Origin of the sequence: Enterococcus sp. DIV0236, assembly GCF_050558525.1 — a bacterium.
GTDB lineage: Bacteria > Bacillota > Bacilli > Lactobacillales > Enterococcaceae > Enterococcus > Enterococcus faecalis.
The window spans coordinates 783815-807493 of the sequence record NZ_CP187891.1 but is presented as its reverse complement, the minus strand read 5'-3'; the positions used below and the strand labels follow the sequence as shown (position 1 = coordinate 807493).

At 37.6% G+C, this 23679-nt stretch carries 18 protein-coding genes; 3 read left to right on the top strand and 15 right to left on the bottom strand.

Annotated features, from left to right (window positions below; all coding sequences use genetic code 11):
* Window positions 1-193 precede the first annotated feature (193 nt).
* The 5 genes from rpmF to dnaE form a co-directional block, all read right to left on the bottom strand.
* The gene (rpmF, locus tag IGK27_RS03900) at window positions 194-373 is read right to left on the bottom strand and encodes a 50S ribosomal protein L32 (RefSeq protein ID WP_002355952.1); all 180 of its coding nucleotides are present in this window, start codon (window positions 371-373) and stop codon (window positions 194-196) included.
* Window positions 374-429: 56 nt separating this feature from the next.
* Window positions 430-999, bottom strand: a complete 570-nt coding sequence (locus IGK27_RS03895; RefSeq protein WP_002407521.1) for a YceD family protein — start codon at window positions 997-999, stop codon at window positions 430-432.
* A 373-nt stretch (window positions 1000-1372) separates the two neighbouring features.
* Entirely contained in the window at window positions 1373-3130 is a 1758-nt protein-coding gene (gene pyk, locus IGK27_RS03890) for a pyruvate kinase (protein WP_002355949.1), read from the bottom strand.
* A gap of 64 nt (window positions 3131-3194) precedes the next feature.
* Window positions 3195-4157, bottom strand: coding sequence for a 6-phosphofructokinase (gene pfkA / locus IGK27_RS03885; RefSeq protein WP_002355947.1), 963 nt, complete (start codon window positions 4155-4157; stop codon window positions 3195-3197).
* A 172-nt stretch (window positions 4158-4329) separates the two neighbouring features.
* Window positions 4330-7659, bottom strand: coding sequence for a DNA polymerase III subunit alpha (gene dnaE, locus IGK27_RS03880; protein ID WP_033626693.1), 3330 nt, complete (start codon window positions 7657-7659; stop codon window positions 4330-4332).
* A 117-nt stretch (window positions 7660-7776) separates the two neighbouring features.
* On the opposite strand from dnaE, the gene IGK27_RS03875 reads away from it, so the two are divergent.
* On the top strand, window positions 7777-7962 hold the full coding sequence (locus IGK27_RS03875; protein ID WP_002355945.1) for a YjzD family protein: 186 nt from the start codon (window positions 7777-7779) through the stop codon (window positions 7960-7962).
* Window positions 7963-8016: 54 nt separating this feature from the next.
* Here the strand turns inward: IGK27_RS03875 and IGK27_RS03870 are convergent, their stop codons facing one another.
* From IGK27_RS03870 to IGK27_RS03860, 3 genes are all read right to left on the bottom strand, one after another.
* Window positions 8017-9213 (bottom strand): multidrug efflux MFS transporter, encoded by a 1197-nt coding sequence (locus tag IGK27_RS03870; RefSeq protein WP_002381323.1) that lies wholly within the window; start codon window positions 9211-9213, stop codon window positions 8017-8019.
* A gap of 208 nt (window positions 9214-9421) precedes the next feature.
* On the bottom strand, window positions 9422-10828 hold the full coding sequence (locus IGK27_RS03865; RefSeq protein WP_033626694.1) for an NCS2 family permease: 1407 nt from the start codon (window positions 10826-10828) through the stop codon (window positions 9422-9424).
* A gap of 151 nt (window positions 10829-10979) precedes the next feature.
* Entirely contained in the window at window positions 10980-11555 is a 576-nt protein-coding gene (locus IGK27_RS03860; protein WP_002393450.1) for a DUF1361 domain-containing protein, read from the bottom strand.
* Window positions 11556-11760: 205 nt separating this feature from the next.
* Here IGK27_RS03860 and IGK27_RS03855 point away from each other — a divergent pair, with 205 nt between their 5' ends.
* Complete coding sequence (locus tag IGK27_RS03855) at window positions 11761-12564, top strand: Cof-type HAD-IIB family hydrolase (RefSeq protein WP_002355941.1); 804 nt, start codon at window positions 11761-11763, stop codon at window positions 12562-12564.
* Between the two features lie 115 nt (window positions 12565-12679).
* Here the strand turns inward: IGK27_RS03855 and IGK27_RS03850 are convergent, their stop codons facing one another.
* From IGK27_RS03850 to IGK27_RS03825, 6 genes are all read right to left on the bottom strand, one after another.
* Window positions 12680-13765, bottom strand: a complete 1086-nt coding sequence (locus IGK27_RS03850) for a hypothetical protein (protein WP_002396493.1) — start codon at window positions 13763-13765, stop codon at window positions 12680-12682.
* A 142-nt stretch (window positions 13766-13907) separates the two neighbouring features.
* The gene (gene aspD, locus IGK27_RS03845) at window positions 13908-15518 is read right to left on the bottom strand and encodes an aspartate 4-decarboxylase (protein ID WP_002355939.1); all 1611 of its coding nucleotides are present in this window, start codon (window positions 15516-15518) and stop codon (window positions 13908-13910) included.
* A gap of 159 nt (window positions 15519-15677) precedes the next feature.
* Window positions 15678-16088 (bottom strand): nucleoside-diphosphate kinase, encoded by a 411-nt coding sequence (ndk, locus tag IGK27_RS03840; protein WP_002381321.1) that lies wholly within the window; start codon window positions 16086-16088, stop codon window positions 15678-15680.
* A 109-nt stretch (window positions 16089-16197) separates the two neighbouring features.
* A complete protein-coding gene (locus IGK27_RS03835) occupies window positions 16198-16851 on the bottom strand; it encodes a DUF4767 domain-containing protein (RefSeq protein WP_033626695.1) in 654 nt (217 codons plus the stop codon).
* A 42-nt stretch (window positions 16852-16893) separates the two neighbouring features.
* The gene (locus IGK27_RS03830; protein WP_002386204.1) at window positions 16894-17838 is read right to left on the bottom strand and encodes an aminoglycoside phosphotransferase family protein; all 945 of its coding nucleotides are present in this window, start codon (window positions 17836-17838) and stop codon (window positions 16894-16896) included.
* A 79-nt stretch (window positions 17839-17917) separates the two neighbouring features.
* Window positions 17918-20167: an amidase family protein gene (locus IGK27_RS03825; protein WP_430596430.1), complete on the bottom strand. Its 2250-nt coding sequence runs from the start codon at window positions 20165-20167 to the stop codon at window positions 17918-17920.
* A 161-nt stretch (window positions 20168-20328) separates the two neighbouring features.
* Between IGK27_RS03825 and IGK27_RS03820 the strand changes: the two genes are divergently transcribed.
* Window positions 20329-22566 (top strand): ATP-binding cassette domain-containing protein, encoded by a 2238-nt coding sequence (locus tag IGK27_RS03820; protein ID WP_033626697.1) that lies wholly within the window; start codon window positions 20329-20331, stop codon window positions 22564-22566.
* 48 nt (window positions 22567-22614) lie between these two features.
* Here IGK27_RS03820 and IGK27_RS03815 read toward each other — a convergent pair whose 3' ends face one another.
* On the bottom strand, window positions 22615-23670 hold the full coding sequence (locus IGK27_RS03815) for an endonuclease subunit UvrC (RefSeq protein WP_002404466.1): 1056 nt from the start codon (window positions 23668-23670) through the stop codon (window positions 22615-22617).
* Between the last annotated feature and the right edge of the window lie 9 nt (window positions 23671-23679).

Sequence of the window (23679 nt, the reverse complement as noted above, 5' to 3'; positions counted from 1 at the left end):
TATATTATAATCAACGAAAATTCTATGAGCATTCTCTTATAATCCTCACTATTATAACGCACTATCTTTCATATGAAAACAATATAGTGCCAATAAATTTCCAATTTCTTCATATTTTCTTAAAAAAATACAAATCCCCTAGGCTCCATGGTTAGCCTAGGGGATTCAACATTTCAAAAAATGTTTTTTATGCTTATGCTTCTTTAGACATTACGTCTTTTCCATCGTAGTGACCACATGCTGGACATACGTGATGGCTTTTTTTCATTTCACCACAGTTTGAGCATGCATTTAAGCCTTTGATTGTTAATTTGTAGTGTGTGCGACGTTTTGCTTTTTTCGCTTTAGAAGTTCTTCTAGCTGGTACTGCCATTGTTGTTCCACCTCCTTGTAAAGATGCGTGTATTTACATACACAATATATTCCAACCTAGCTGTTATCTTCCTCTTCAGCATTATCGCTGAGTAATTCTGATAGTTTAGCCAGACGAGGATCCACTGTTTGTTCTGCTGCTTTCTGCTTACTTTCCAAATATGCTTCTTCTGAAATCACTTTCCAGTCATTGCCACTTGGCATTTCTTGACTGTTTTGTTCTTCTTCTGTAAGCACTTGAATTGGAATGGACAATAAAATGTTGTCTTCGACAGATTCATCTAAATCAATTGTTGGCTTGTCCAATAAAATAATCTCTTCAGCTGCAAATCGTTCATCTCTTGTATCCATTTGTTCTTTTGTCATAAAGACTTCATCGACCGTGATTTGCATTGGCAAAGCTACAGGTTCTAAAGAACGGGATGAAGGAACGGTTACAGTTACCTGAATAGTGTAATGAAGTAAATATTCTGATTTATTGACTGCTAATAAGCCTTCTACTTTGATTGGACTTACATCCAACAAGGTATCATCTCGTTGAAGAAGCTCTTCTTTAAGATGCAATGTTTCTGAAAACACTAGCGGCTCTTCTTTGTATTTATTTAATTCTAACAAAGACCACTTCATAATTATCACTCCTAAGCAACAAAAGCTATTATACAGGGGTATGAAAGCTTTGTCAATGAAATTTTCTTGACAGCCCTTTCTTATTTCCTGTTTTTCTTTCGTTTTTTTTATAATTGTTTTTCTGTTGAAGATAACTTAGCGCTTATTCAATTAAATAACAAAATTTTTGTGTGAAATAACATAGATAATTTAAAAATAAGACATAATTTTACTATTTGCGCCCAACTCTTTATTTACTGAATACGTGTTTTCTGAACATTTCATACCACTGTCTTCCTTGTAAAAAAAGCTGAGACAAACTGACGAATCGGTTTGTCCCAGCTTTGCGTCCGAGTACATATTGCTTAAAATCAAATGATTGAATTAATTAGACTTAGATAGCTGTTGTTGCTCCGCGGTAAACAATACCACGACGAGGATCAACAGTAATCACTTCGTCATTATTAATTAATGATGTTGCATCTGCAGCACCTACGATAACTGGAATATTTTGCGCAATCGCTACAACAGCTGCATGAGAAGTTAAACCACCTTCTTCAACAACTAATGCTGATGCTTTTTCAATTGCAGGCATGTATTCTTTATCTGTTGTTTTTGTAACTAAAATAGCTCCTTCAGTCGCTTTAGCAACTGCTTCTTCAGCAGTTCCTGCCACAACGGCTTTTGCAATAATTGCTTCTTCGCCGACACCTTGACCTTGAACTAATTTAGAACCGATCATTTGAATTTTCATTAAGTTTGTTGTGCCTTTTTCGCCAACTGGAACACCAGCAGTGATAATGATTAAATCACCTTCTGAAGCATAACCTTCTTCTTGTGATACTTTTGAAGCTAAATTAAACATTTCATCTGTGCTTGATGGTTTGTCAGCAACTGTTGCGTAAACACCCCATGATAATGACAAGCTACGTGCTTTTTGTTCTGAGAACGTAATTGCAACGATATGTGCTTTTGGACGGTATTTAGAGATCATACGTGCTGTGTGGCCTGATTCTGTTGCCGCAACGATTGTTTGGATACCCAAGTTACGTGCTGTATGGCCAACAGATTGTCCGATTGCTTCAGTCATATCTGTTTTGCTATATAATTTCAATGCGAATGAATCTTGGTTAACTAATGTTTCTTCTGTACGAACTGCAATACGAGCCATTGTTTGAACAGCTTCTAATGGGTAATCCCCTGCTGCAGTTTCGCCTGATAACATTACTGCATCTGTTCCATCGTAGATTGCGTTTGCTACGTCATTTGCTTCCGCACGTGTTGGACGTGGGTTACGTTGCATTGAATCTAACATTTGTGTTGCAGTGATAACTGGTTTACCTAAAGCATTACATTTTTTAATTAAAGCTTTTTGGACAACTGGAACATCTTCTGTTGGAATTTCAACACCCATGTCACCACGAGCAACCATTAAACCATCAGAAACTTTTAAGATTTCATCGATATTATCGATACCTTCTTGGTTTTCGATTTTAGGAATGATTTGGATGTGTGTTGCGTTTTCTTCTTCTAAAATTTTAGTGATTTCTAAAACGTCAGAAGCACGACGAACGAAGCTAGCTGCGATAAAGTCAATTCCTTGACCAATTCCGAAACGGATATCGTTAGCATCTTTTTCAGTGATCCCTGGTAAGTTTACAGAAACGCCTGGTACGTTAACGCCTTTTTTGTTTTTCAAGACGCCTTCGTTTTTAACAACTGTTACGATTTCGTTTGCATCACGGTCGATATCAGTTACTTCTAAATCGATTAAACCATCATCTAAAAGAATGTGTGAACCTACGTTTACATCATTGATTAATTCTGGATAAGTGATTGAGAATTTTTCATTTGTTCCTAAAACTTCTGTCATAGAAATACGTACTGAGTCACCAATTTTCATTGTGATTGCGCCATTTTCCATGTCATTTGTGCGGATTTCAGGACCTTTTGTATCTAGTAAGATCGCTACGCGTTTCCCTGTAATTTTTACAGCTTCACGAATGTTTTTAATACGAGCACCATGCTCTTCGTAGTCACCATGTGAAAAGTTCAAACGGCAAACATTCATACCTGCATTAATTAAGTTTACTAGCATATCAACGGATTCACTAGCTGGTCCAATCGTACATACGATTTTCGTTTTTTTCATTACTAAAACGCTCCTATTCCAAATTTGTTTATACAAAGCTAATAAGATTAGCTAATATACAAGATTAAAAAGAAATTTCATGATTTAACTCATAAAGAGATAAATCTGGTTTGTGTTTATTGTTTTCTAACGTGTCAATAATATCAGCTGCAACTACTTGGTTATCTAACATACCGATACATAAACCGCCTTTGCCTTCTTTTAGAAGTTCAACAGCATATGACCCAAATTTACTTGCTAATACACGGTCACGAGCACTTGGCGAGCCCCCACGAACCACGTGTCCTAAAATTGATACACGCGTATGGAAATCACCGTATTCAGAAAGTTTATCAGCAAATTCATTTCCGCCCATTACGCCTTCTGCTAAAATGATTAAGCAATGTTTTTTCCCGCGATCGCGGCCTTCTTGAATACGTTTGGCAACGTTTTTCATATCAAAATCATGTTCAGGAATAATGATTTCATCTGCTCCGCCTGCCACGCCTGACCACAATGCGATATCACCAGCGTTACGTCCCATTACTTCGATAACGAATGTACGAACATGAGAAGTCGCTGTATCACGAATTCGGTCAATTGATTCCAAAACAGTGTTAATCGCTGTATCAAAACCGATTGTGAAATCTGTTCCAGGAATATCATTATCAATCGTTCCAGGAATTCCAACAGCCGGGAAACCACGTTTTGTCAAAGCCATTGCGCCATGATAAGAACCGTCTCCACCAATAACAACTAAGCCTTCAATACCGAATTTTTTCAATTGTTCGATTCCTTTTAATTGCCCTTCTTCAGTAGCAAATTCAGGATAACGAGCAGAATACAAGAATGTTCCACCACGTTGAATCTTATCGCCAACGTCAGCAACATCTAAACGACGGATGTCGCCTGCGACTAAACCGGCAAATCCATAGTTAATACCGTAAACTTCGATTCCATCAAAAATACTTTTGCGTACGACTGCACGAATTGCAGCGTTCATTCCAGGGGCATCTCCCCCGCTGGTTAAAATACCAATGCGTTTCATTCGCTATTTCACCTCATATAATATACTTTCAACTGCCAAAAGAAACCTTTTCGCAAAAATTGATATACAAAAATATTACGTCATTCATTTTACCATTAAAGAACCAAAATGTCTTGAGTTAAGAAGAAAAAAATGAAAAAAGTTGAAAACAACTAGTATTTTTTACCGTAAATCATTTGAAAATGACGTTTTGCTCGCCTAAAACGTAAGCTAATTGTTGCTGACTAGCGCTTGTATGAGCGACCCAATTTTCTTCATTTAATACTATTTTCTTTCCTGTTTTTTCAAAATAGACAATCACTGGAATGTGTCCAGCATGACGACTGAGTACCTCTTTCATTTTCTGAAAAACGTCCGTTTGTTCGACATCTTTTGTAATTCTGATAAAACACGTTTCGTCACTAATTGATGTTTCTACTTGTTGCGCTTTTTCTATTCGTTGAACCAATATTTGCAATTCTTGATTGTAAGTACTGCGTTCCACTTTTCCTTCCACATAATAAACTTGCCCTTTCTCGACACTCTGTCTTAACTGGCGAAAAACGGTTGGGAACAACGTTAGTGAAATACTTCCTGTTGTATCATCCCCATCAACAAAGGCCATTTGTTCTCCCTTTTTGGTCCGAATCGTCCGAATGTTTTTGACATAAATCAATAATTTCGTGGGCTGATTTTCAACAAGTTCATGAACAAGTTGCGTTTGCTTGGCTAAGCGTGTTTTTTTGAACTCTTCTGTCGGATGTCCTGATAAATAGACCCCTAAATATTGTTCTTCTTGTTCTAGTCGCTCTTCTAGCGGATAATCGGCAATTTCTTCTTCCTTTGGCTTCAACGTTTCTAACAAATCCATACTACCACCGCTGAGAAGAATACTTTGGATATTACTCTCTAAACCTACCGCTAATTGACGGCGATTAGGCGCAATTTCGTCAAATGCACCGATGGCAATCAATGGTTCGATATTTTCAACTTTCAACCACTTACGGTCAATTCGCAAAAGAAACTCATCGAACGTTTTGTACGGTCCATTTTCTCGGCGTTCATTTAAAATATTTTGAATGAAGTCTCGGCGGATTCCTTTTAAAGAACTAAAACCAAATAAAATTTGCTGTTGCTGATTTAGGTAAAAGCTGTAGTGACTTTGGTTAATTGACGGCTGCAAAATCGTCTGCTTGTTTTTTCTAGCTTCGCCAATATATTCTTTAATTTTTGTTGGATTATGACGAACAGAATGCAACAATGCGACATAAAAAGCACTCGGATAATGAACCTTCAAGTAAGCCATTTGAAAACCAATAAAGGAATAGGCAAATGCATGCGAGCGGTTAAAGCCATAATTAGCAAAGCGCTCAATATAATCGTACACTTGGTTAGCTGTTTCTTGGGGATAGCCTTGTTGTAACGCACCATTAACAAAATGATTCCGTTCTTCATCTAGCACATCTTTTTTCTTTTTACTAATGGCCCGACGTAAAATGTCAGCTTGCCCTAAAGAGAAGCCAGCCATTTTCGCAGCAACTTGCATAATCTGCTCTTGGTAAACAATAATTCCGTACGTATTTTCCAAAATGGGGGCGAGACTAGGCTCTGGATAACTAATTTGTTCCAAGCCTTTTTTCCGGCGGATGAAAACATCAATATTTTGCATCGGACCAGGACGATACAGGGCATTGACAGCAGCAATATCTTCAATGCTAGTTGGCCCTAATTTTCTTAATACATTCCGAATTCCAGCAGATTCAAACTGAAAAACACCACTTGTTTCCCCTTTTCTAAATAAAGCCAGCGTCGTTTCGTCATCTAATGGAATCTGATTCAAACGAATGGTTTGATTATAGACGCGTTTAACAGCTGTGAGGGTATCATCAATGATGGATAAATTTCTTAAGCCCAAGAAATCCATTTTCAGAAGACCAATTTTTTCAACATCATTCATAGTAAATTGGGTCAATAAAATTTCATTCGATCCTGGTTGTAACGGAACCAAATTCAAAAGATTTTCATCACTAATTACCACACCTGCTGCGTGCGTAGAAACATGGCGAGGCAATCCTTCTAGCTGAACAGCTGTTTTATAGAGCAATTGATTATTTGGTGAAAAATTGACCAATTCTTGCATCCGTTTCGACTCTTGGTACGCTTCTTCTAACGTAATTTTCAGCTTGTTGGGGACAGCTGCCGACCAACGATTCGCTTCACTCTGGGACAACCCGAAAACACGTGCAACGTCCCGTAAAACCATTTTCGCAGCCATCGTACCAAACGTGGCAATTTGCGCCATATGATAATGACCATATTTTTGACTGACATAAGCTAAAACTTCCTCCCGCCGATTATCAGGAATATCTAAATCAATATCGGGCATCGTGTAGCGTTCTGGATTCAAAAAACGTTCAAAAAGCAAATCATATTTGATTGGATCTACATCTGTAATTGATAACACATAGGACACTAAAGAGCCTGCAGCTGAACCTCGGCCAGCGCCTGTAACAATTTGATTGTTATGACAGAAGTCCATCACATCCCAAACGATTAAAAAGTAATCATCAAAGCCCATATTGTGAATGATGGTTAACTCTTTTTCTAATCGTTTTTGGTAAACTTCATTTAGATGAGGCACTCTTTCTGGTAATTTTTCTAAACACAATGTGCGTAAATAAGAACCAGCCGTTTGATTATCAGGCACAGGAAAATGCGGTAATAATTTTTGATGTAAAGGAATGTCAACTCGGCAATTTTCAGCTAGCTGAATCGTATTCTGGACCACTTCTGCACCAGCTATTTGAAGCATTTGTTCCATCGTCGTCTCTGCTTCACGCAAGTAATTCAGACCTTCTATTTCCGGTGTTTGGCTTGTAATATTCAATTGATTATTTTCTTTGATGCTCTCAAGAACAGTTACGGCAAAGCCTTCTTCCCTTGTTAAATGACGTACCTCTTGCAAAGCCACGCCAGGTAATTGTTCTCTTTGGTAAAAAGAAAAGAGCGCTGGATTGCGTTGTTGATTCATTGAAAAAGAATGTTCAACAAATAACGACTGGGGATCAAAATATGAAGCAAGTTGTTGGAAAGCGTGAACCGCTTGTTGTTCATCTTCAAAAAATGTTTGGGCGACTTCTCCTTTAGCTGACAAAGTCACGGCAAATAAATCACTTAATAAGGATTGATGTTCCGCTAAGTAAAAGGGACCCTCTGTTGTCATTTTGCTGCTAGATAGTTGCATTAATTGCTGATACCCTTTTAAATTTTTAGCAAATAAAAGCAACTCGGAATGCCCTTCTTTTTCTGCTGGGGTATATTCTAATCTTAAACCGATAATTGGTTGAATTCCCGCTTCTTGGCATGCTTCATAAAATTCAACCGCCCCATGCAAGACATTGATATCGGTAATCGCTAATGTTTGATAACCTAACGCTTTCGCTTGTTTTACATAGGAACGAATCCTAACCGTACTAGATAAAAGCGAATAGGAAGTAACGGTATGTAATTGTGGAAATGACATTGGACAGCTCCTTTTTGAATCCTTGCTATTTTTTGCCTCTTCTCTTATTTTCCTATCGCGGATTCTTTACTTTTAAAGAAAATATGCTAAACTAAGAGCTAGAAAAGAGGTGCTCATATGCGTTATCTTGTTGTATTTTTCTGGACCTTCGCATTAGGCCAAGTCGTTGGATATATCGGCGGTGCATTATCTGGTGGTTCATACGACTTTAAAATGACAACGATTCTATCGTTGGCAACAGCCGTTATTATTTTATTAATTGCACACTTTGCAGTACCGAAAGAAACCAAACCTGTTAAATAAGAAAAAACCAGTTACTAAAGTTATTGTAACTGGTTTTTTTATCTTTTCAACTGTTTAGAGCTTTTTATTTAAAACTTTTCGGAAATTAAAGAAGGACAGCCCAATGTTTCCTAAAACGAAACAAGCGGTTACCAGAAAAACAGAAGAATAGCCAAAACCATGGGCAACTGTCGACCCTACCATCGGCCCTAAAACTTGACCGAAATTACTACACATCTGATTGTAACTATAAACTCTACTTACGCCCTCTGTTGGCGTTATTTTACTAATTAACGTATTAATTGATGGCATTAAAGCACCTGTTGAAAAACCTAGAAGGAATCGTAAAACACCTAACTGAAAAGGTGTTTGCACAAACGCCATGGGAATGTAACAAATAAAAGAAAGAATTAATCCGCCTAATAAAACTTTTTGGTTCCCAATGCGGTCCCCAATTTTTCCCAAAGTTGGAGAAGAAATAATTGCTGAAACGCCGGCAATCGAAACAATCAAACCACTAACAAATAATACATTCTCTGTATCGCCACTTAAAGATCGAATATATAGCGTTAAGATTGGGCTAATACTTGTAATTCCTAATTGTAAAATTAACGTAGTCACAAACAAACCAATCAATACTGAAACATGATCCATCTTACTAAAAATTTCTTTCGTCGTTAATAAATCCTTTTTCTCAACTGGTTGAAAATCTTCTTTAACTAAAAAGATAGTCAACAACGTTGTAATGAATAAAATAACGCCGGTAATAATAAAGACATTTTCCATTCCAAACCACTGTGCCAACGCACCGCCAATCGATGGCGCAATTAACGTCCCAGCAATTGCACCTGTTGATAATGTCCCTAGAGCCCAGCCATTTTTCTCTTTTGGCGCTTGCGACGCAATCATCGCTGTTGCGTTAGGAATATAGCCGGATAAAATCCCGTTCATAAACCGCATAATCAACAGCCAGTATACATTAGGGACAAATGCTAACGCCCCCATTGTGATCGTCATTCCTGCTGCAGCGCGAATCATCATAATTTTCCGACCTTTTCGATCAGCTAAATTTCCCCAAATCGGTGCAACAATCGCAGCAGCAAACGCCGTGACAGAAATTGCCAATCCAGAAAACAACTCTACTTGACTCTTAGGCGTCCCTAATTGTTCAACGTATACTGGAATAAACGGCATAACTAAGCTAATACTCGCCCCTGTAAAAAAGCAACCAATCCATGCGACTAATAAATTCTGCTTCCATTTTATTTTCATACTTTTATCCACCTTATCACCTCTTCACCTACCACTATACTCTAAAAGAGTGAATCTCTCAAAAGAAAATTCTTTAAAAAAAAGTCTGACAGACCGGTCAAAACGACCAATCTGCCAGACTTCTTAACACTTGGGCTTAAGATAAACAGCTGAATAAATACAACACCTTCAAAGCTAACCGCTGTTATCTTAGCCTCACTTCTGTTTACTATAAAATAGCTAAGATTACAAAGTTTAAGATAAACAACGCATCAATGACCCAAATAATTGGTGAAACTTCTTTGGCTTTTCCTTTGACTACTTTCACCACTGCATAAAAGATGAACCCAGCAGCAATCCCATAAGAGATGCTATAACATAATCCCATGAAAATTGAAGCAAAAAATGCTGGAATCGCATCTTCTAAATCCGTCCAATTGATGTCTTTGAAAGAAGCTAACATCATAATTCCCACTAAAATTAACGCTGGAGCCGTAGCTTGTGCTGGTACAATAGCAATAAGTGGTGAAAAAAGACTACTTAGGGCAAATAGAATTGCTACCACTACCGATGTCAAACCTGTTCGACCACCCGCACCGATTCCTGCTGCACTTTCTACATAAGTTGTCGTATTCGATGTACCAAAAATCGCACCGATAGATGTTGCAATAGCATCTGCAAATAGAGCTTTGTCCATTTTAGTGCTGAAACCCTTACTATCTTCTAAAGCTAATTCATCTTCTTTAGAGAAAATCCCTGTTCGACGTCCCGTACCGATAAATGTTCCAATTGTATCAAACGTATCTGATAAACTGAAGGCAATAATGGTCATTAAGACTTGAGGAATTTTTGAAGAATCACTAAACAATGACTGTAAGCCCTCAGCACCAAAAGCAGCGCCAAAAGTTGTACCTAATTCTTTAAATGAATTGCCCAACGAATTAGCATGCCAATCAACCGAAGCAGTGTCTACCACCCCCATTGGAATTGCGACTAACGTAGTAACCACAATGCCAATTAAAATAGCCCCACGAACATTCGTGACAACTAAAATCGTTGTTAAAACTAACCCAATTACCGCCAAAATAATGGCTGGATTATCAAAATTTCCTAAAGCGGGCACGATACTCGAACCATTCACAACACCATTTTGAGGTTCTGCTTGTACTGTGAAACTTAGTAAGCCAGCATTTTTCAACCCTACATAAACGACAAAAATTCCAATCCCACCACCAATAGCATGTTGTAAACTCTCTGGAATTGCTTTAATAATCATTTTGCGAATTTTTGTCACTGTAATCAAAATATTAATCAAACCACAAATAAAAACCATTGCTAATGCTTGTTGCCAAGTATATCCCATCCCAAAAACGACCGTAAACGTGAAGAAAGCATTGAGTCCCATCCCCGGTGCTTGAGCGTAAGGTACATTAGCAAACAGTCCCATAATTAATGTACCGATGATTGAAGCAATAATGGTCGCTAAAAAAACAGCCTGAAAAGGCATCCCTGTTTCTGAAAGAATGGACGGATTAACAAATAAAATATAACTCATTGCAAAAAAGGTCGTGACCCCCGCCATTATTTCAGTCGACACCGTTGTCTTGTTTTCCTTTAATTTGAAAAACGTATTCATAATTGCACTTCTCTCCCTTAAAATCCATGTTTTCGAATAATTACTCTTTGATTATAAGAGAATTGCTATCTTTTTACAACAAAATATTAACTATTATATATACTTTTCTATATAATGTTCGTGTTTTGTAGATATAAAAAAAGAAAAAGCTTTACATTGCTTCTTCTTTTCCTAATAATTGGATTAGCCCAAACAACAGCATCTGTAGAAACATCATTACTAAAATAAACATTAATTTTTGAAGGGACCAGTCAAAAAAGATAATTTTTACTGTTTCAATTGGACTCATAAAAAGATAGACACTGTGTAATCGATCAAAACGTCCAACATAAATCGCCAAAGCAGACAAGAAATGAAGGCTGGCTTGAAAGACTACAATTGTTCTATAGTCACAATAACTTTGCAATTTCTGACTAACAGTTGTTACTGTTTTCATCCCTAAAAGTCCATATATAACAATCCCGCTAGTTAAGCAAACAAACGCCCACCAATCACCAATTTGGTTTGCAAAAATCGTATTAAAGCCTCGATAAATAGATAGCGTTTCTAAATGAAAAAAATCCGTAAATAGGTACGGCGCATTAGGATAAAAAATTAACCAAGCAAAACCTATCAACCAATCCCTTTTACGTTTTTCTGCGTTTAAAAGATAACTAAGTTCAATTGGAATATAGGCTAACAACACGTTCAACGCCATAAAATGAAAATGCGTAGCAAATAACCACATATAGATACAATAGATTAAGGTGATCACTCGTAAATAATTTCTAGATTTTTTCAAGATGCTCTGCGCTCCTTTTTCAAACGGTTTATTTTAGTGTAGCATACTTCTTAAGCTTTTTTTTAAACCTTATAAATGAACATACTTCTCCCCTTGATAATCTTCGGTTTTATGCTAGACTGAGTAAAAGGCATTTAGGAGGAATTTTTACTTGAAAAAATTAATTGCTATTGATTTAGACGGCACAACATTAAATGCACAGTCTTTAATCAGTCCAAAAACCGAACAAACACTAAAAAAAGCGATTGACAACGGTCATTACGTCAGTATTGCCACTGGACGTCCCTATAGAATGAGTCATCAATTTTACCAACAACTTGGCCTAACGACCCCTATGGTTAACTTTAACGGCGCTTTAGTCCACATTCCAGAGAAAAAATGGGACTTGGAAAGCGAAGCCAATATTGAACGTGACCTAGTCTTTGACATTTTGGCACAGAAAAAAGAATTACAATTAGATTTTGTTGCTGCTGAAAACAAAGAAACATTTTATATCGATACGTTAGATGGGTTCGATCCGAAATTTTTTGCTTCCAAAGCAACCTTAGATAATTTACTTACTGCTAAAAATTTACGAACAAATCCTACCTCAATGATGGTTCGGACCACACCAAACCAAGCTGAAAAAGTTGCTGATACATTGACAAAACAATATGGTGATTATATTGATGTCCGCACTTGGGGCGGTCCAATGCCTATTTTAGAAATGGTCGCAAAAGGAATTCAAAAGGCCCATGGCGTTGATCAAGTGGCGAACTTTTTATCTGTCAAACCAGCTGATATCATTGCTTTTGGCGATGAACATAATGACGAAGAAATGCTAAGTTATGCTGGTTGGGGTGTTGCTATGAACAATGCCACGGATAAAATTAAATCCGTAGCCAACGATGTCACTGAAAAAACAAATGATCAAGATGGTTTAGCAGATTACTTAGAAAATTATTTAGATCTATAAAAGGCTAAAATAAAAGTATTTCTTTAAAAAGAACTTGCTTTGGTTTAGCTGATAATCTTAAGATTACGAAAGTAGGGCATAAGTCGAAACGACTTATGCCCTACTTTCGTTTTTCTTATTCCTTCAATGAATTTTGAAACGTGCTGATTTTTTCAGCCAATCTTTGATAAGTAGTAAAAGACGGATGCTGTAGCTCTTGTTCTTCGTTAACGGATAAAGTTTGTTGTGTCGTAATGGCCTTTGTTAGTGCATCTACAAAATGAATAAAAGAATTGTTGGTTTGTTTATTGTATCCTGGTGAATAATATTTCGATTGACGATAAAAAGGCCGCAGGGTTGTTTCTGTGATTTTTTCCTGTTCATCTGAAAAGTATTCATCATAGCTGACATGTTTTATTTTCTGCTCTTCTGTTATCACTTGAAGTCGAGCGATTAGGCCATTGCCTAAATCTTCTGCGTAACCGATATACGTTTCTTTCGATGGCTCTTTTAGCCAAGTGTCCATCTCTGCTGCTAAAGGCATTAATCCTTCACGCGCAGAAGTTGATGAACCGCGTACCGTATAAAAATTACCTGTGACACGATTTTCGTCACGCATTTGTTTTTCTACATAAGTAATACCATTAACAACGGTGACTAACGTATCGTCTGTGCGTGTGTTGCTTGCTTGAAATTCAGGATAATCCGACAGGCGTTTGTTGACACCCGAATAGCGTGTATCATAATAAGGGTCACTAGCAAACTCTGTAAACTCAACATTCAGAATCCTTTGCGTTTCAGGTTCCGTAATAATCTCTACAATGCCGTAATTTCCGCCAGTAAATACACCTTCATTTTTATAATAGTTACCCGTCATTAATCCCAAAGGCGGTTGATTGGACCAAAACATTTTTTCCTTTTTTTCTTCTGGTGTATATTTTGCTGGTGGGGTTGTCCCAAATGTCGTTTGTGTGGCCCCTGTAACCACTTCGTACGTGTATTCATGAGAATCAAAAGTCAATTGATTAGCAATCAGTTCTTCATTTTTAGTCGGCGCTTGTTTTTCCACCGCAGAAGTCGTTTGATTGGTGACGGTAACTTGCTTCACTTGCTTTGTCTCTTGCGGACCACTTGTTGTTTGTTTCGTTGGCTCTTGATCTGGCGTACAACCGACCAAAACAAATAATCCGATAAAAACCAACATTCCTTTAATATGTTTCATTCACTTCTCTCCTTTTTATAAACGCTTAATTTCCTCTTATCTCCAGTGTAGCAAACATTTATAAACCAAAACTGACGGAAAAATGAATAAATAATAAACAAAAACGCTAAGTCTCCTGCAGCTTAAGAGACTTAGCGTTTTTTTATTTAATTGCTTGGCGCTTTTGGCGCAACCACTCTTCTTTAATGTGTTCAGATAGGCGAATCATTCGTTTACCAACTTCACTATATTGGTTAGTAGCTAAATTGGCTAAAGAAATTCGAACTGACCATTTGTCACTCCCGAAAGCATCCGCTTTTAAAAGCATTAATTTTTCTTTTTCTGCTAACGAAGTTAATACTTTTGTGATCGTCCACGATTTCGTTAAATAACTTGAAAATTCTGGGCCATAACGTTTTTCTGTCCAATCTCTAAAGTTAATTTCACAATAGTATGCTGTATTTAAACTTGCTAAAGGCTCTTCAATGCCTAAGGTGCGGAACAAGAGCTTTTCACGCGTATGACAAATATCCATCACTTCGTCTTTATATGCTTGACCGTCTTTTAACAAAGCATACAAACTAAATAAAGCCATCATTGCTTGCTGAATAGAAGAAAGTCCCGCTGCATGGTTCAACGCAATATCGCGGCTGTCTGCGACTAAGCGGCTGATAAAGTTAATTTGGCTTGTGTCTGCATTCAATGTAGCATAACGTGCCTGTAATTCCATTTTTCGAGCCACTGGCAATTCTTTTAATAATTGATCAAAGATGTTCTCTTGACTGACCGCAATAGTCCCCACACGCCAACCGGTAGCGCCAAAGTATTTAGAATAAGAATAGATACAGGCTGTATTGTAAGGTAACTCCGTAAATAGTGAACGGAAAGCTGGCACAAAGGTTCCGTAAACGTCATCTGTTAAAATCATTAACTTAGGGTTATCCACTGCAACGATTTGTTTGATTTGTTCAATGGTAGGTTTTCCCATAGCATTAGCAGTTGGATTGCTGGGATTTACGACAAAAACCGCTTTGATGGACGGGTCTTTTAGTTTATCAATTTCCTTGTTTGAGTATTGATACGTCGTTTTTCCATCAATGATCATTTGCTCTGCTTTGATTTTAACCACGTCAAAGTCATAACGTGGTAGTTCTGGAATTTCTAAATAAGGAGCAAACGTTGGTAATAACAACGCAATACGATCACCTTTTTCTAGTAAATAATTATTTGCCAACGTATCAAACAAGTAACAAATCCCTGCTGTACCACCCTCAACGGCAAAAATATCAAACGGTTGTGCTTCGCTGGAAAATAATTCTTGATTTAAATATGCTTTAATCGGTTGTTCACACGCCTTCAAGCAACGAACAGGATTCGGATAATTATCCCCAATCACATAGTCTAACATGGCATCTAACCACATTTCCTTATCCATCCCAAAATAGTTATGCTCTGCTGTCCAAATTTCTTGTAAGAAGGTTGCCCCTTTGCTTGGATTTTCTGCTAAAAAGTTTAAGAAGCGTTGCGTTCTACCAAAACTTGGCTGGATCATACCAGCCGTTTGTTCGCTCCCCTCTCTTAACGTTTCTTTTGTAGCAAATTGACCTAATAAAAAAAAGGCTTCCCTTGGTGTTGGCGCCGTCCAATTAGGATTGCCTCGCCCTGCATTTAACAATGTTTCTAAATTATGATTTTCTTCATGTAATTTCTTCTCTAAAAATAGACTTAATTCAAACGGACTAAGGTTTTCTGTCAATTCATCACTTGTTATCATTTTATCCTCCTGAAGCACACGCGGTCATTTAGTATTTAGTATGTAGTCTATACTACTCTTCTACCTCCAGATGTCAACCATTTAAGCGGAATATTCTGACAATTAATAAAAAAGAAACAATCCTTTATAAAAAATAAAGGATTGTTTCTTTTTTGCTGATTAACCAAAGAACCGTTGCATCTCAATTTTTGCTGATTGAACAGAATCAGAAGCATGGATTAAATTTTTGGTGACAGACAACCCATAATCCGCTCGTAAGGTGCCACTTTCAGCATCTAACGGATTCGTTGCTCCAACTAATTTACGCACTTTTTTAACCACATTGTCCCCTACAACGACCATCACAACCACTGGGCCACTTGTCATATAGGCTAATAATTCAGGGAAAAATAGTTCATCTTTTAAATGCTCATAATGTTCCTTCACTGTTTCTACTGTTAGTCGTTCGAATTTAAGGTGCAATAAGTCAATACCTTTATCTTCAAAACGTTGAATGATTTTGCCAACTAACTTTCGTTCAACGCCATCTGGCTTAATAATTACTAAACTTGTTTCCTTCATTTTTTCCATCCCTTTCAAAACTTCCTTTTGCCCTTTCCCAAGGGGTAGCTACAGAATAAAATGAAAGCGGATACTTTGTCAATGATAAATTTTCTTTTCCTTTTGATTAAATAAAAAATTAAAGATTATTCACAAGATTTGTGAATTGTTCTTTCAGTTCTGTATTGCTTGTTTCTTTTAAAAACAAATAAGGTTGCTCCTCTACTGGCTGTTCTTTACTCACATAAACTTTAGCTTCACCATTCACTAAAGTAAATAAATAGACATGCTTCTGGGCAACTTGTGTCGCACTGTCAGAGTATACTGCCACCAGACAATAACCCCCTTCGCTGCCTGTTTCTGACCAATTTAACCAAATGGGATTGTTCCCAATAGCTGGTTGTATTTTAGGTTCATAACTCAATAAATCATCAGGCACTTGAATCGTGTAAAAAGCTACAGAGTAACCTGGTTGGTACGCTTGATAGTTCTGATTGCGTTCTTGACCCCAGGTTTCCATGTATTGTCCTAACTGTTTTGCTTTTTGCTGATTCCAAATCGTCCCTTCTTCTGTAACTAATTCAGTTAATTCTTGTGTTTGCGTTGTTTGCTCTAATTCCAACGCCGTGGTTTGACTAACTTCGGTTGCTGAAATTGCTCTTGTTTCTTCAGTATTTACATTGTTTGTTTGTACGGTTTGTACTTTCTGTGATTCCTCTTTCGATTTTTGCCAACCACAGCCAGATAAAACGCTTCCAACAACCGTTATCATAATAATCCCGTTTAGTTTCATTCCTTAAACTCCTGTTTTTGTTTTTATTCTATCGAAATAAACCTAAAATCTCAATCCCTTTCTTTGGATAGTTGAAAACCATTTGGGAACTAGTAATTCTCCACAATTATAGTCCTCTAGTAATTGTTGGTATTGCTGTTCCATAGTCCTGATTTCTTTTTCACCAAAGCTCAGTGCCCAAACTAAAGAATAGAGTCCTGCGTGAAAAGTATAAAGCTTTTGAAACTGCCAAAATAAGGTAGGAACTTTCCCAGCAAAATAACCTTGTAATTGACCATAAGCAAACAATGGCGAAACATTTCTTGAAAAAAATTGTAACTTGTAAAATTCTTCATAAGGATCCCCAAAATCCCATCGATTAAAATCAATCACACCGACCTGCCTAGTTGGCAAGTAAATAAAATTTCCTACATGGAAATCTCCATGCTGATAAACTACAGGCCGTTGTTGCAATAACGGTAATTGTTTTTCTAAATATGAAATTATTGGCTGCTGGTACGGCATACAAAATTGAGATTCCTTATACTTATTTAGTTGGCTCTGCTTTTTTTCGTATAAATTTCGCGCAATCTCTCTTTGACTAATCCTTTCAGGCAACAAAAGCTTATGGATTTTGTTTAAATAGCGGCCTGCCTCTACGCCTAAGTTCAGTTGTCCTTTGGGAGAAAGAGCGGGTAAAACACCGCTTAAGTCTTCACCTTCTAGATACGTTAATAACATGTATCCTTGTTCACTTTCAGGAATAGGTGCACATAAAAAAGGTTTAGAACTGGGAAATCCTAACGCCGCTACTTTTTTGATAAATTGATATTCTTGTTGTTTAGCTAATAACTCTTCTTGTTGAAAAATTCGCAATAAAAAGGTTTCTTGATTTTTAGTAACTTTAAACTTTAAATCCGTTGACCAACCACGATGAATAGCTTCAACTTTTTGCCATTGCTGAAACGCTGGAATCTTCTCAAACGCCCTCATTACTTTCGCCTCCATTTCCCTATTGGTTTTAGTATACCAAAGAAAAAAGGCTGGAGACAATTGGGGATAAATTGTCTCCAGCCTTCACTGGTTATCATTTTCTAGTTTTCCTTATATAAATCGTTCCACTCGTTACTAAGAAAGCTCCTCCTAAAACAATCCAGAAAGTACTAGGTACTTCTGCACCTGCTTTTGGTAATACTTTTTTGGGAAGCTGTTCTTGTTTCCCAATCATACTTTTATTAGAAAAAGCATGCGTACTTTCTGTTGATTTGGTTCCCTGATTTGCTGATGAATTCAGCGAATTATCTAAGGATGACTCACTAGTAGTTTTTCCAGCTTTGTCTGGATTTTGGTTTTGATCTTTTCCTTCGATTGGTCCTTCACTTGTTTTTGTTTCTTTGTCTTTATCTGGTTTGCCACTTGCATCTGAGTCTTTATCTTTTTCTGGTTCGCCACTTGCATCTGGCTCTTTGTCTTTTTCTGGTTCGCCGCTTGCATCTGGTTCTTTATCCTTATCTGGTTCGCCGCTTGCATCTGGGTCTTTGTCTTTTTCTGGTTCGCCACTTGCATCTGGGTCTTTGTCTTTTTCTGGTTCTTCTACATGTGGTTGATTTATCTTGTGGTTATTTTCAAATAAAGCACCTAATTGTAGCAATGTTCGGTCTTCATTTAATGCACTATTAAATTGAATCCCCAAAGGCAGTCCTTCTTTTGAAACGTAAGTTGGTACACTTAATGCTGGATGTCCAAATAAATTTGCTTGTTGTGTAAACGGTGTATATGTGAACGCCGTCAGCCATTGGTCATAAATCAATTGTTTTTGTTCTGCTGGTGACAATTGGTCAATTTTTTCCATCTGTGCTGCATGTTCTGGTTTTAGTAACGGATTATCAATACTAGGTGCCGTGGCAGCCGTCGTTGGTGTTAATAAGATAGGATACTGTTGATAAAATTCGTCCATCGCTTGTGCTTGTAAAGCAATATCTGTCCAAGCCGCAGTTGTCTCTTCACTCGTTATATTTTTTCCTGTTTGAAAAAGCGCCCATGTTAACAGTTCTACATCATTTCGTTCAAGCGGTCTTTTTAATTTCTGCCGCGCCATAAAATCGGCAATTCCTGCTGAGCCAGCAGCTACAGTATAATAATTTTTCATTAGACGTTCCCCATCAACAGGGTGCTTCACTTCAACCAATGTGTACCCTTGGTCTTTTAAAAAAGCAACAGCTTCAGCGACCGCCTCTTTTGCTTCGGCACTTACAGGCGTTCCGGCAGGGGATTCTGTTGTATAAGCAATGGGTTGCGCTTGACTTAAATGTCCCGCAGGAAGATCTTTTTTGGTTAATAAGGTTTCAAATAATGCATTTGTATCCGCCACGGTTCGACTTAAACCAAAGTGAACAGTTTGACCTTTTGCACTATTAGAATTGCCAATGATTACTCCTCTAGAAGGTTTCAAGCCTACGGTGCCTGTCCAAGAAGCAGGGATGCGGATAGAGCCACCAGCATCACTTCCAGAAGCAATGGGAACAAATGCCGCGGCGACACTAGCACCCGCTCCGCCTGAAGAACCACCTGAATAATGGTTAGGATTCCATGGATTGACGGAAATACCATATAACTTCGAATCTGAAATATTCTTCCAACCTAATTCTGGATAATTCGTTTGACCAATGATTATGAATCCGGCATTTTGTAGTGCTTTGACAAAGGTCGATGTCCCACCAGCTACTTGATCTTGGAGAAAACCAAAACCGTTCGTGTTGCTTTCACCTTTCAAGGATTGTCCTAACCCTTTTAGTAAGAGCGGCACACCTAGAAATGGTTGACCTGTATCTTGTAAAGCTTTTGCTTCTGTCAAAGCCGCTTCTTCTCGTAAAGTAATGACCGCATTTAATGTAGGATTTTCACGTTTAGTGATGGCCAACGCAATTTTTACTAATTCTTCGCTCGTCACCTTTTTTTCTCTTACTAAAGTTGCTAACTCCAGTGCAGTTGCTTGTTTATAATCTGCTTCTGAAAAAGCATTCTCTGCAGAAACAGCTTTTCCATCTGTATCACTATTTTGTATCTCATTTGTGGTTTCAGTGGTTACTGCAACCACATTTCGGCTACTGCTTTCGGCGATTGTCGAAGAGGATTCTTTTTCCTGCATCACCGTTTGGCTAGTAGTTTCAGATTCCAAGTTAGCTACCGTCTGACTGGTTTCTGTTGTTACTGATTCCGTCTCTGTTTGAACGGTTGTTTCTAGTATACTTTCTTGTGCCAACATTGGTACCCCTACCAGTGTTTGGCTAATTAATAAAATAATCCCTAACTTTTTGAACAAAATCGACTTCTTCATAAGTCACATCCTTTATCTATTAATACAGATAAAAAATCTGTATTACTTATAGCATAAATGAAAGCGATTAAAAAGTAAAGTTCTCTTGAAAATTCCAATGTTCAACTTTTAGGCTAGGTTCTTTTTATATGCTAAAATAGAATAGAAACGGAGGTTTTTTAATGGAATGGATTGAAATTAAGCACGCAACACAAAATAATTTGAAGAATGTCTCTGTCAATATCCCTAAAAAGCAACTAACTGTTGTTACTGGACTTTCGGGTTCAGGAAAGTCCTCCTTAGTATTTGACACATTAGCCGCTGAATCACGTCGTGAACTAAATGATACATTTAGTTCGTTTGTTCAAAATTACTTACCCAAATATGGTCGTCCAGAAGTTGAAAAAATCGAGAATCTTCCTGTTGCAATTGTCATTGACCAGAAAAAAGTAGCAGGTAATTCTCGTTCGACAGTGGGAACGTACACAGATATTTATACGTTTTTACGTTTGCTGTTTTCACGAGCAGGTTCTCCATTTGTTGGTTATTCAGATACTTTTTCGTTTAATCATCCGGATGGAAAATGTCCAACATGCGATGGCTTAGGAAAGATTACCGAAATCAATCTTCATCAGCTAGTTGATTATGACAAATCATTAAACGAAGGGTCTATCGATTTCCCCACATTTACAGTTGGCAACTGGCGGTGGAAGCGTTATGCCCATAGTGGTCTATTTGATTTGGATAAAAAAATCAAGGACTATTCCCCTGAAGAGTTAGCATTATTTTTATATGCTCCACAACAAAAACTAGCTAATCCACCCAAAGAGTGGCCTCATACAGCTTTGTATGAAGGAATCGTCCCGCGCATGCAACGTAGCATATTGCATACAGACGAAGGCAAACGTCATCAAAAATACCTTAATCACTTTGTTACCGTAAAAAGATGTCCTGATTGTTTAGGAAGTAGAGTCAATGAACGTGTTCGTAGCTGCAAAATTAATCAGAAAAGTATTGCTGATGCTGTTGACATGCCACTCACTGAATTACATTCTTTTATTCGTTCGATGGACCTTTCCTTAATAAAAAATATTCAAGAAGAGCTACTTGTACGTCTAGAAGCATTAATTAATATCGGTCTCTCCTACCTCACATTAGGACGAGCAACTGAAACACTTTCTGGTGGTGAAGCACAGCGGATTAAAATTGCTAAGTATGTAAACAGCGCCTTAAACGATATTATGTATATTTTAGATGAACCAAGTGCTGGCTTACATCCAAAGGACATCGAACGGATCAGTCGTGCATTGCTCAATTTAAAAAATAAAGGAAACACCGTGGTTCTGGTGGAACACAATCCACAATTAATTAGAGAAGCTGATTTTATCATCGATATCGGACCTTTCGCAGGCGAAAATGGTGGCCATGTCCAGTTTTCAGGAACGTATGACGCATTTTTAGCCTCCAAAACCTTGACTAGTCAAGCCCTTCAAGAGCCGCTCCCTTTAAACGACCAACCAAGAAAAGTAAGGAAGTCTTTAACAATCGAACATGCGACACTGCATAATTTAAACAATCTATCTGTCGAAGTTCCGTTAGGAGTTTTGACTGTTATTTGTGGGGTCGCTGGTTCAGGTAAATCATCATTAGCGGAAGAAATTTATCAAAAAGCCCAGGCTGATAACCAAGAAATTATTCATCTTTCACAAAAAAGCATTACCGCAAATTTACGATCCACACCAATGACCTATCTCAATATTTTTGATAAGGTCCGCAAACTGTTTGCGGAAGAAAATCATGTTAGTCCAGCTTTATTTAGCTATAATTCCAAAGGCGCCTGTCCTACTTGCAAGGGGAAAGGAATAATTGTCTCCGATATGTCTTTTATGGAGGATGTTACTAGTATTTGCGAAACCTGTCACGGAACGCGTTACAAAGAAGAGGTGCTTCATTATCTGTATAACGGAAAAAATATCGTTGAAGTACTAGCTTTAAGCGTTAAAGATGGCTATGATTTTTTCAAAGACCAGCCTTTTGCTCTTTCATTAAAAAATTTACTAGAAGTTGGCTTAAGCTATCTTAAACTCAATCAATCGCTCTCAACATTATCTGGTGGCGAATTGCAAAGGGTAAAATTAGCAGACACACTTCACCAAAAAAAAGCTATCTATTTAATGGATGAACCTACAGATGGTTTACACTTAATTGATATCCAACAAAGTCTTCAACTTTTCAATCGAATGGTAGAAGAAGGAAACAGCTTGATTTTATTAGAACATCACATTGACGTGATTAAAAGTGCTGACTGGTTGATTGAACTAGGTCCCGAAGGTGGAGAAAAAGGCGGACAGCTTCTTTTTACAGGAACACCAGCAAATATGCTAAATTCCACTCATTCTATTACTAAAGGCTATCTATAAAATAAAAAGTACAAACGGTGCAAGCAATGAGCACCGTTTGTACTTTTTCTATTTCAATCCAACTTCCATCTTCACAGGTTGGTGATCTGTATATTTAAATTGTTCGTCCTTTGTTTTCACGCTATGAACAGCCACATTATCAGAAACAATAAAACCATCAATTACATACACTTGAGATGTTTCATAAGAGCCAGTGTAAGGCTTATTAAGCACCCGCACAGTCGGTTGTTGATCATCATAAGCAAGTGAAAAATGTTTAGGTAAGTCTGCAGGATCAATTTCTCCTGGTACCCAACCAGCTTCCCCTAAGTCAGGATATCGATGACTGCCTTTGAAAACTTGATTAAAGTCACCTCCAGCAATTACATAGTTTCCTTTAGCGTATTCTTGGGATAATACGTCAGCTAACTTTTTGCTTTGAGCAATCTTCCCATCCCCATTGTCATAGGCTTCCAAATGTAAGTTAAAAACCACTAATTCTTTGTCTGTGCCTTTAATTGAAAAGCGCGTTTCTAGAAGCGCTCGTTTTAAGTTACTAATGCTAACGGGCCAACGAAAGGGATTGGGTAAAGCAATGCGTTTAGCCTCTGTTATTTTTTCATTTGATAATGTTAATAAACCACTTTCTACTCGTCCAATCGGCGGCCAAGGAATGGGCACATAATCTACCTTAAAATTATAAGCAAATGCGCTGTTCAGCTGTAGCTGTTTTTGTAATTCTTCCTCTTGATTGACTTCATAAGAACGTTGCGAGCGACGATCGACTTCTTGGAATAAGTAAATCATCGCTGGTAATTCTTTTAAGGTTTCTTCAATGCCTGTTAAATTCTGTTGGACCATTGCCTTATTAACTGGTTGGACAGTTTTGCCACCGTCCATAAAAAAATCTTCTGTTTGTCCTAGGCCGGCATAGCCTATGTTATACGTGACTAAAGAAATGGATTGCTGTTTTTCGATGGTTTGTTCTGAAAATTGTTTATTTATAGCAACTGGTTCAACCGCTCGTGGTCGAAACTCTCGGAAGGTTAAATATCCTATCAAAATTAAAGCTATGCTTAGAAGAAGGACCATCAAGCTACCGAGATATTTAAAAAACTTTTTCATTGATTCCGA